Annotated in this window: 10 protein-coding genes; 2 read left to right on the top strand and 8 right to left on the bottom strand. The window is 54.1% G+C overall.

Annotation, left to right across the window (positions count from 1 at the left end; genetic code table 11):
- The 8 genes from rdgC to G403_RS0120040 form a co-directional block, all read right to left on the bottom strand.
- A partial coding sequence (gene rdgC / locus G403_RS0120085; RefSeq protein ID WP_027855558.1) for a recombination-associated protein RdgC occupies window positions 1-310 on the bottom strand: 310 nt, incomplete at its 3' end.
- A gap of 267 nt (window positions 311-577) precedes the next feature.
- On the bottom strand, window positions 578-1,657 hold the full coding sequence (locus G403_RS0120075; RefSeq protein WP_027855575.1) for a DUF1351 domain-containing protein: 1,080 nt from the start codon (window positions 1,655-1,657) through the stop codon (window positions 578-580).
- A 3-nt stretch (window positions 1,658-1,660) separates the two neighbouring features.
- On the bottom strand, window positions 1,661-2,578 hold the full coding sequence (locus G403_RS24090) for a RecT family recombinase (RefSeq protein WP_051299346.1): 918 nt from the start codon (window positions 2,576-2,578) through the stop codon (window positions 1,661-1,663).
- An 11-nt stretch (window positions 2,579-2,589) separates the two neighbouring features.
- Window positions 2,590-3,450, bottom strand: a complete 861-nt coding sequence (locus G403_RS0120065) for a PD-(D/E)XK nuclease-like domain-containing protein (RefSeq protein ID WP_051299344.1) — start codon at window positions 3,448-3,450, stop codon at window positions 2,590-2,592.
- A complete protein-coding gene (locus G403_RS0120060) occupies window positions 3,447-3,719 on the bottom strand; it encodes a hypothetical protein (RefSeq protein WP_027855573.1) in 273 nt (90 codons plus the stop codon). Before G403_RS0120060 ends, G403_RS0120065 begins: the two co-directional genes overlap by 4 nt.
- The gene (locus tag G403_RS0120055) at window positions 3,716-4,090 is read right to left on the bottom strand and encodes a hypothetical protein (RefSeq protein WP_027855572.1); all 375 of its coding nucleotides are present in this window, start codon (window positions 4,088-4,090) and stop codon (window positions 3,716-3,718) included. The genes G403_RS0120060 and G403_RS0120055 overlap by 4 nt, the downstream gene beginning before the upstream one ends.
- A gap of 3 nt (window positions 4,091-4,093) precedes the next feature.
- Window positions 4,094-4,255 carry a hypothetical protein gene (locus G403_RS25400; protein ID WP_156899752.1) on the bottom strand — a complete coding sequence of 54 codons (162 nt, stop codon included), beginning with the start codon at window positions 4,253-4,255 and terminating at the stop codon, window positions 4,094-4,096.
- A gap of 1,590 nt (window positions 4,256-5,845) precedes the next feature.
- Window positions 5,846-6,541: an XRE family transcriptional regulator gene (locus G403_RS0120040; RefSeq protein WP_027855570.1), complete on the bottom strand. Its 696-nt coding sequence runs from the start codon at window positions 6,539-6,541 to the stop codon at window positions 5,846-5,848.
- Window positions 6,542-6,638: 97 nt separating this feature from the next.
- Between G403_RS0120040 and G403_RS0120035 the strand changes: the two genes are divergently transcribed.
- Window positions 6,639-6,836, top strand: coding sequence for a hypothetical protein (locus G403_RS0120035; protein WP_027855569.1), 198 nt, complete (start codon window positions 6,639-6,641; stop codon window positions 6,834-6,836).
- Between the two features lie 12 nt (window positions 6,837-6,848).
- Window positions 6,849-7,151, top strand: a complete 303-nt coding sequence (locus G403_RS0120030; protein WP_027855568.1) for a hypothetical protein — start codon at window positions 6,849-6,851, stop codon at window positions 7,149-7,151.
- The last annotated feature ends 345 nt before the right edge of the window (window positions 7,152-7,496 follow it).

The following is a 7,496-nucleotide window of genomic DNA, read 5'->3' as shown; positions in this document are numbered from 1 at the left end:
GCTCTTTCTTGAATACCTTTCGGCTTTCCGTCGACTCAATTTGCGCGATCTTTTCGCTCAGTGCTTTTCGAACGGCAGCGGCCGGCAATATGGCCTCTTCGATATGTAGCGAAATAGCGTGAGCGCCGCTGCTGGTAAACACCCGGCTATCAATCAATCCTGGTGCCGGAGAGTCCCAGCCAATACGCTTGTGTTCGTGGCGGCTGCGAGTCTGGAAAGGCTTTCCGTCCAGGGCTTCCTGCAATACTTGATCGCTGAAATCAGCATCGGGCTGGAAGCGGTAAAACACGGCATTCTTGAAGTGGTACATGGTTATCTCCTCAAAACAGCGATAGTTGCTGTGATCGTTCAAGTTCGCTCAGCCAGACTGCTTTCCAGGCTTTAGCGGTATAAGGGCAATCGCAAGGACCGGCGCCGGTTTTGGCGGCTTCCCGAGCCTTGGCTTTGGCGACGTTCATGCCGCGTGGCTTATTGCCCCCCCCTTGATTCGGTTGCTGTCTGTGTCAAAACGACTCCTGCAATTCTTTCTCTCTCCGCCTGTACGCCGCGTAGACCGGCGCACTGGCGGATTGATCGATTACTGTTTCCGGAACACTTCACCGCCGTAGACGATGGCGATCAGTTGACCGGGTACCCAGATGCCGACTGGCTCATTGCTGTTTTTGGCTGCAATGGTTTCGACGTTTTCCCGGGTATCGGTGGTTTTGGTGGCACTGCGCGGATCCAGCAGGGGTCCGTAGGCGTACATCTGTGCCGCTTCAGGGACTGGCTCCGGTTCAAGTTCAGGCGCGGGTTCGGGCTTGTGTTGCTGTAGCTCTGCGCGGGCAGCTTCCGCCTGCTGCATACGCTCACCAGCTTCTCGCGCCTCTTGATCACGGCTGGCCTGTGCTTCAGCTTCGCGCAACTGGCGCTGGTGGTCGGCTTCCAGCTTCTTGCGCATCTGCTCTTGAGCCACTTCCTCGCGTTTCAGTTCGGCATCCATCACAGAAGCCAGGCGCTGTTCGTATTCGTCATCATCGGCGAAGAGGAAGGTTTCGACGTGTGCCCGGGTGAGCGGGGCGGATAGACCGGCTTTGTATGACTGGTTTTCCAGGTGCAGTAGGCGCATTTCAGTCTGCTGCTGGAGCTGTTTGTCAGCTTGAACGCGGGATTTCAGTTCGTTAACGGTTGAGCCGGACAGGTTGCCCGCCTTTGTTGCTGCACCCAGCTTTACAAGGTCATCGATACTGGCCTGGCGAAACTCACCCTGGATGCCGAGCTTTTCCCATTCAGCGCCCCGTGCGTCCATCAGCTGCTTCTCGATTTCAGCCAGCGTTTCGGCCTCGAACTTCTTGATCTGCACATCGAGCTTAGCGCCGCCATCCTTGCTCAGGGAGGCAAGGGATTTCATCTGATCCTCGAAAACGCGGATCGGGCCAGACACGGCTTCAACGGCATCCCGGCGACGCTTATCGAACTCCTTGGCCATTTTGTTCAGTTCAGCCCGGAGTTTCTTTGCATCCGGCAGGGTGTCAGCGGTGACCACTACATCGTATTTTTCCAGGCGACGCTCCAGTTCGGTGCGCACTTCTTCGTAGTTGACCGAGATTTTTGCGGGCGCTGAATCAACGCTGATCAGATCAACGTCTTGGTATTCAAGTTTTTCTGCTGCGGACATGGGTTATGCCTCCTGAAGTGATTTCTTTTTGGTGCCGAACGCCCGGCGAACCGAGGCTACATCCGCAGCCGGATTAGCCTCTGTGAACTCCGCAATATCAGCGCCCCACTGGTTCAGCTCATCAATGCTTGAGCACTCATTGATTCCATCGATCATTGTTTGGAGGGCGCTGGTGTAATCGGCTGCTGACTGGGCTGGCTCGTCAAAGTCGGGCATGGCTGGACCTGTCGACTGCTCCGGCTCAACATCTTCAGGCTCTTCGAGCTTCGCCTTAAGTGAAGTGGATGGGCGCTGCTGCGGGTTGATCTCGCGCTCGCGCGGTTGAACCTCATGCAGCTCATCCGCCGTATAAACACCGAGAATCACATCAGGGCAGTAGAGGCGAGCCCAATACTTAACCGCGAGGTAGGCGGCCTGCTGCTTCGGGTTGGTCTTCCAGAGCGGGCTGTTTTTGGTGGTGATGGTATGAAGGGATACTGGCTCACCCCAGGTAATATCCTGGTCACCAGCCAGCACAGCTCCAACCCGCACCCAAGCGTCCTGAGAGTTCTGCTTTGACCAGTCCCCGCCGTACTCGTATTTGAACCGGCCGGTAATGGCCCGGGACGAGCTGATTACCGCATTCACGAGTTGAGCTTCATATCCCAGGGCGCCATTCACCAAGTGTGTTTTCTGCGCAACCGCAAACGGATTCATACCCCATTGAGCGGCTTGCATGGTTACCGCCATACAATCACCCATACTGCCCTGCAGGTGTTTGGGCACTGTTGATTTACCCGTCGCCATAACCTCGGCAAACTTCTGAATCTGGCCCATGATCTGCGGGCTCATCAGCATGTTTGCGGTATGGGTGGCGTAGGGTGCAGACATATCTTGCGACTGGTGCTCTTGATGCAGCGTAGCGACGTTGCTCTGCGTCATGATCGTCTCCGTTAATCGTTATAAGCCGCCCAGCGGGGGCGTCTGAGTGTTCTGACGTGCAGCCAGTCATCATCCTGACGGCACTGGTGGTAGGTGTTCAGGTCGCGGCGGTACAGCTCTGCGCCGACATGCTTCCAATCATCCGGGAGGTCCACGACATCGACCGCGTACCGCCCGGCGCTGACGCTTGAACTGACTGCCAGAAACATGAACTGCGGCCATTCGCCGAAGTGGTGAAAAAAACCGTCCGAATACATAGCGTCCTGGACGTGGTATCTAAATTCTTCAACGTGCTTCTCAAACCGCTCCATGCCATCGACTTTCTTCACATCGATGATGATTGGCCGGTCTTTCAGCATCCGGTCCGGACGGCACCGGCACAGCTCGCCAGTCTCTTCGTCGGTCCAGTAAATCGAGCCCTCGTTGGTCCCGTCCTGCTCGAACAACCAGCGGGCCGTCGGGTGTGCAAAAACACTGTCGCGCATGATCATCAGCTGGCGGTGCTCGCCGTGGGTCATGATGATCTTTCCGGCGTTCGCGGCCTTGAACTCGTCCATTTCCTCCTTGCCTGCGTTCGTGCGCATATTCAGCTCTGGTGCGACTGCAAACTCACTGTCGAAGTTGTGAGGCTCGAGCAGCAGGCAGTGAAGGGCGGTGCCGAAGTCCATTGCTTTCAGCTTTTCCTCATCGACCGGTGCCTCCTGTGCCCATTTGTAGGCGGACGGAATGTGTGCGATGTAATCCAGCCCGGATTTACTGATGCCTGGGCCAGCGTGATACTCGGCATTGCTCAGGCTCGGATAGAATCCGGGGCGTAAAAAAGCCGACTCTGTGGCCGGCTCAATGTCGAAAGGATTTACTGACGCATTCATGCCGCTTGCTCCTGCATTAGTGCCTGAAACTCGGCGATTGCTTTATCCAGCCTCTGCTCAGCGTCTGGTCGATCCATGTATACGGCCTGCATATCCACAAGATAAACCCGTTTAACGCCGTCAGCATGGCGCTGATCGACGGGGTAGGCGTGATAGCTGACGCCGTTGATGTGGGCCTCAAAACTGACAAACGCTTGGGCTTTACCAGCCATAGTTAACGCCATGGCCAGTTCCAGCAGGGTGTGTACTTTCTGTTCGATGGTGTTCATGCCGCTTCCTCCACATCCGATTCAGCCTCTGCCTTCTCCGCCTCAATCGCCTTATCCGCGATATCCTCTATCGAGCGGTGCAGCAGGCTTTCGTATAGCCCTTTGTATTCACGAGCCAGCTTCTCCAGTTCTGCGCCTTCAGCTTTCTGCTTGGCAGTGAAATGCTCGCTGTATTCGTCGCTCTGCCAGATTGCTTCCTGTGCGCGGTCAAGGTCGTACAGCTCGCTGCCGACCCAGAGGAACCCCTGTTCGTTGAACTGGGTGATCTTCTCGGCCATAGCTTCGTGGTAGAGCTCTACTTCACGCTCGTTCCGTTCGAACTCAGCGTCGATGCGGTTCCAGTAGGATTCTTCTTTCGCTTCGAATGACATGGCTCAGTCCTCCGGTTTCAAAACAGTGATCTGGAAATGGGTATTCGGGTAATCACGGCGGAACTGCTTGCGGCGGTAATACTGCTCCAGCCGCTCAGCGTTGGTCTTAACGCCGTAATTGATGGTGCGCTTGATATGCGCACGTTTCGGGTTAGTCGCTTCCATGACGGTCTCCTGTTCGTTTCCAGCAGCACAGGCGCACCTGCGCTCTTGGAAATAAACGTGGTCAGACACGCCCGGCACTCCTACTGGCTTGCTATACAGAGGCTCAGTTCGGACAGGCTCCACGCTCCGGGATTTAGGATTGCGCTTCTTGGCCTGGCAGGGGTAACGCCCTACTCGATGATTAAAAGTTTAGAAACGTTAAACTTTTAGGTCAAGAGAAAAGTTTAAATTAGTTAAACTTTGGTGATTGAGGGGAGGGGTAGGCAATAAAAAACCCGCCGGGTGGCGGGCTTGTAGGCATAACGATCGCGGTTATGGCCAGGCGGCTAGCGCTGCATCTTTGCTTCTATATTGGCCACTCGCGCGGCAAACAAAGCCTCGTATTTCAAGCCATGCCCGAACGCGAGCTCCGGATATGAACAGCATTAGGGCGCCAATCGGAAGCCATGCTATTAGCCCTCCCGCGAACCATGTCACATTCTCTCGCTCACGAGGCGGCAAAGCACCTTCCCCGAAGCCGAGGCTATAGAGCAGAACTGAAAATATGAACGTCAGAACAATTTCCCCAAGGAGCGTTGCAAAGAAAAGCCCCCATTGCCGGTATGCAAGACACCATAGTACCGGAAATAAAAAAGCCATAACCCGCGGACGATCTGAGATGATACGGTCTTTATAGCGCGGATGTGTGTATAAATAGTAAGTGCGCATATTTCACCACCTATTTGCATCTATATGATGCGCAGGTGCTACTGCAGCCCGTCGCTGTAGCAAATAGTTTTTGCTTATTCTGAAGCCCATCGAGCAATCGCTTCATCTTTCGTATGAAAATCCCCACTCTGACTAAGCTCGAACCCTCTTTCTTCTAATCTCCTTCTGATATAGTCCGGCGCGTTAATACTCACCATTACCCCAGCAGCCAGGGACCCGAGCGCCCCTGCCACAAGCCATGATGAGCTTTCAGCCGCCTCTCTTGGCAGTCCGCTTCCGAAGCCAGCCTCTAAAAAAACGGCATTCAAGATGGTCGTCATAAACGCTTGGATAAGTATGACCCCAACCAAAAGACCCCACCTAAGGTGGAAAATAGCCCAAAGAGCGGGAAAGAGAAGTCCTAATAATCGCGGTCTGCTAGAGACTATCTTTTCGCCGAAGACGGGGTGTGAATATCGGTAATATGTTCTCATGGCGGGGCTGCCTCAGTTGCACCCGTAGGAATTGCAGGTACTGCTGTAAGGATTTCCGTCACTATCAATACCGCTATTGAAAGTCGTACCGCCAATCCGGGTGCTTGTTCCGCTCCAGGAATCACCATCGGCAGCACGGCCATTGTGAAACGTTGTGTTTCCTATGGTTGTTGACGTCTGGTCCCATGTAGACCCAGTGTTCGAGTTATAGCCGTTGGTAAATGTAGTATTACCTATACGGTTAACCGTGTAAGAATTCCCGCTATTGTCGGTGCAGGTCTGGAGACTTCCGGAGCCAACACAACCAGCGGAAGCGACGCCTGCGACCAGCGAGAGAGTGAGTGCGAGTATTGTCTTTTTCATTGTCGTTTCCTCCTTGGCCCGACTGCTTACTGAGCGCTGTTTTGTTTTACAATTCGCGCGAGTAAAGATCTTTTACTCTGGCTATGATGTTGAGCTGCTGCGCGTTATGCGGAGAGATAACCTCGTCGGTATATTCCGGGTTGTCCTTGTTATCACTCGCCACCAGCCAGGTCCCATCCATCTTTTTGGTGAACCTCTTCACCTTTAGTTCTCCATCCCAGAAAAACGCATAGATCTTGCCGCTAATCAGGTGTGGCACATAGGTATCCGCAAGGGCTCGATCGCCATCCCAAAGCGTCGGCCACATAGAGTCGCCCTTTACCTTGATAATTCGGGCGTTCCCGGGCTGAATATCAAGTTTCTCTAGGCGGGTTAGATCAACCTGCTCCTCGCCATCGAACAAATCTTCCATAACGTCGCCGTCCGACCCATGACCCGCCGAGAACCCCTGGCGAATTACAGGCACAGCCTCTTTCCATTCGCTGGATGTTTGGACCGCGTATTGTTTGTGGCCTTCCTCTTTTGCAAGGCTGCTATCCGGGTGTCCAACTCCAAACAGAATCCACTCTCGTGAGCATTTCAGTACGCGGCAGAGCTTCTGGAGGTTTTCACCACTCGGATTGGTACGCCCGTTAACCCACTGGCTAACAGTACCTTTGGTGAGGCCGGTGCGGTTGACGATATCTACAGCCTTTAGGCCGAGCTCATTCATTCGCCGCCGGATGCGGTCGCTAATTTCCATATTTAAAGATTCTAAACTTTGGTGGTTTAGAGTTCCTTGACTCTTGGGTTTAACGTTTCTAAACTTTGTCTCGTAATTGAGTTGGAGTTGAGCAAGCATGACCTTCGAAGATGCCATTGTGTATTACAAAACCAGTCGAGCCATTGCTGAGGCGCTTGAGATGAGTGATGCGCGGGTGTCTCAGATGAAGTCAGCAGGCGGTTTCTCTTACCCGATTCAATGTGTTCTCGAAATCCACTCGGGCAGAAAGCTGAAAGCCCGCCGCGAAGACGAACCCACCGGTAAGGCCGCATAGGAGATTCCCCCAATGGCAGGCAAGAAAGATAAAACCCAGTCAGTCCACCTATCTGAAGAAGATCGGGATGTGCTGTTTGAACTTAAAAAACTCACAAACAGATCGATCTCTTCGCTGCTGCATGACGCCCTGGTCGCTGCGTATCTCAACCCGACCCCTCATGAACTTCAGATGATACGGGCAAGGGTGGCACACGCTAATTCAATGCGCACAAGTTCTTTTGATTCTTTTATGGCGGACTTTTCCGACCGTTCGGATCGCAAGGACCAAGCGCTGTACTCACGCTCACTGCCAGTCAGCGCACTTCACCATTGAGCGTCGTAGATCTTCCCGGCATCCCCTTGCCGGGCTTTTTCGAGTGCATTCAGTGAGTGTGCTGGAAAAAGAGTTCAACCGGCCGCCAGCGGATCTGGCGGACTTGTGTAAGCCGGGCAAGTAGTGCCGCCGCAGATCGGCGCCCAAGACAATCTGTAGTCAGCGGTTGTCCATCACCCGCTCCTTACCGGTCTCCCTCTCTCCGGCGGCGATATGAGAGGGCAACTGACAGGGGCTTGGTTGTCTCTAGTACGGCTCTCTATGGTCGGCCAGGCTCCTGTCAGTTGCGGTAAGTCTGTGGATACCGATACGACGCAGAAGTTATGCGGCATGCGGGACCGCAAC

It is taken from the genome of Marinobacterium litorale DSM 23545 (assembly GCF_000428985.1).
GTDB lineage: Bacteria > Pseudomonadota > Gammaproteobacteria > Pseudomonadales > Balneatricaceae > Marinobacterium_D > Marinobacterium_D litorale.
Note: the sequence above shows the minus strand (reverse complement) of the source record. Positions and strands in the feature narration are given on the sequence as shown.

Bases quoted from the DNA above. Each gene is read 5' to 3' on its own strand.
- G403_RS0120075 (WP_027855575.1), bottom strand. From the start codon at position 1,657: ATGTCCGCAGCAGAAAAACTTGAATACCAAGACGTTGATCTGATCAGC.
- G403_RS24090 (WP_051299346.1), bottom strand. From the start codon at position 2,578: ATGACGCAGAGCAACGTCGCTACGCTGCATCAAGAGCACCAGTCGCAA.
- G403_RS0120065 (WP_051299344.1), bottom strand. From the start codon at position 3,450: ATGAATGCGTCAGTAAATCCTTTCGACATTGAGCCGGCCACAGAGTCG.
- G403_RS0120060 (WP_027855573.1), bottom strand. From the start codon at position 3,719: ATGAACACCATCGAACAGAAAGTACACACCCTGCTGGAACTGGCCATG.
- G403_RS0120055 (WP_027855572.1), bottom strand. From the start codon at position 4,090: ATGTCATTCGAAGCGAAAGAAGAATCCTACTGGAACCGCATCGACGCT.
- G403_RS25400 (WP_156899752.1), bottom strand. From the start codon at position 4,255: ATGGAAGCGACTAACCCGAAACGTGCGCATATCAAGCGCACCATCAAT.
- G403_RS0120040 (WP_027855570.1), bottom strand. From the start codon at position 6,541: ATGGAAATTAGCGACCGCATCCGGCGGCGAATGAATGAGCTCGGCCTA.
- G403_RS0120035 (WP_027855569.1), top strand. From the start codon at position 6,639: ATGACCTTCGAAGATGCCATTGTGTATTACAAAACCAGTCGAGCCATT.
- G403_RS0120030 (WP_027855568.1), top strand. From the start codon at position 6,849: ATGGCAGGCAAGAAAGATAAAACCCAGTCAGTCCACCTATCTGAAGAA.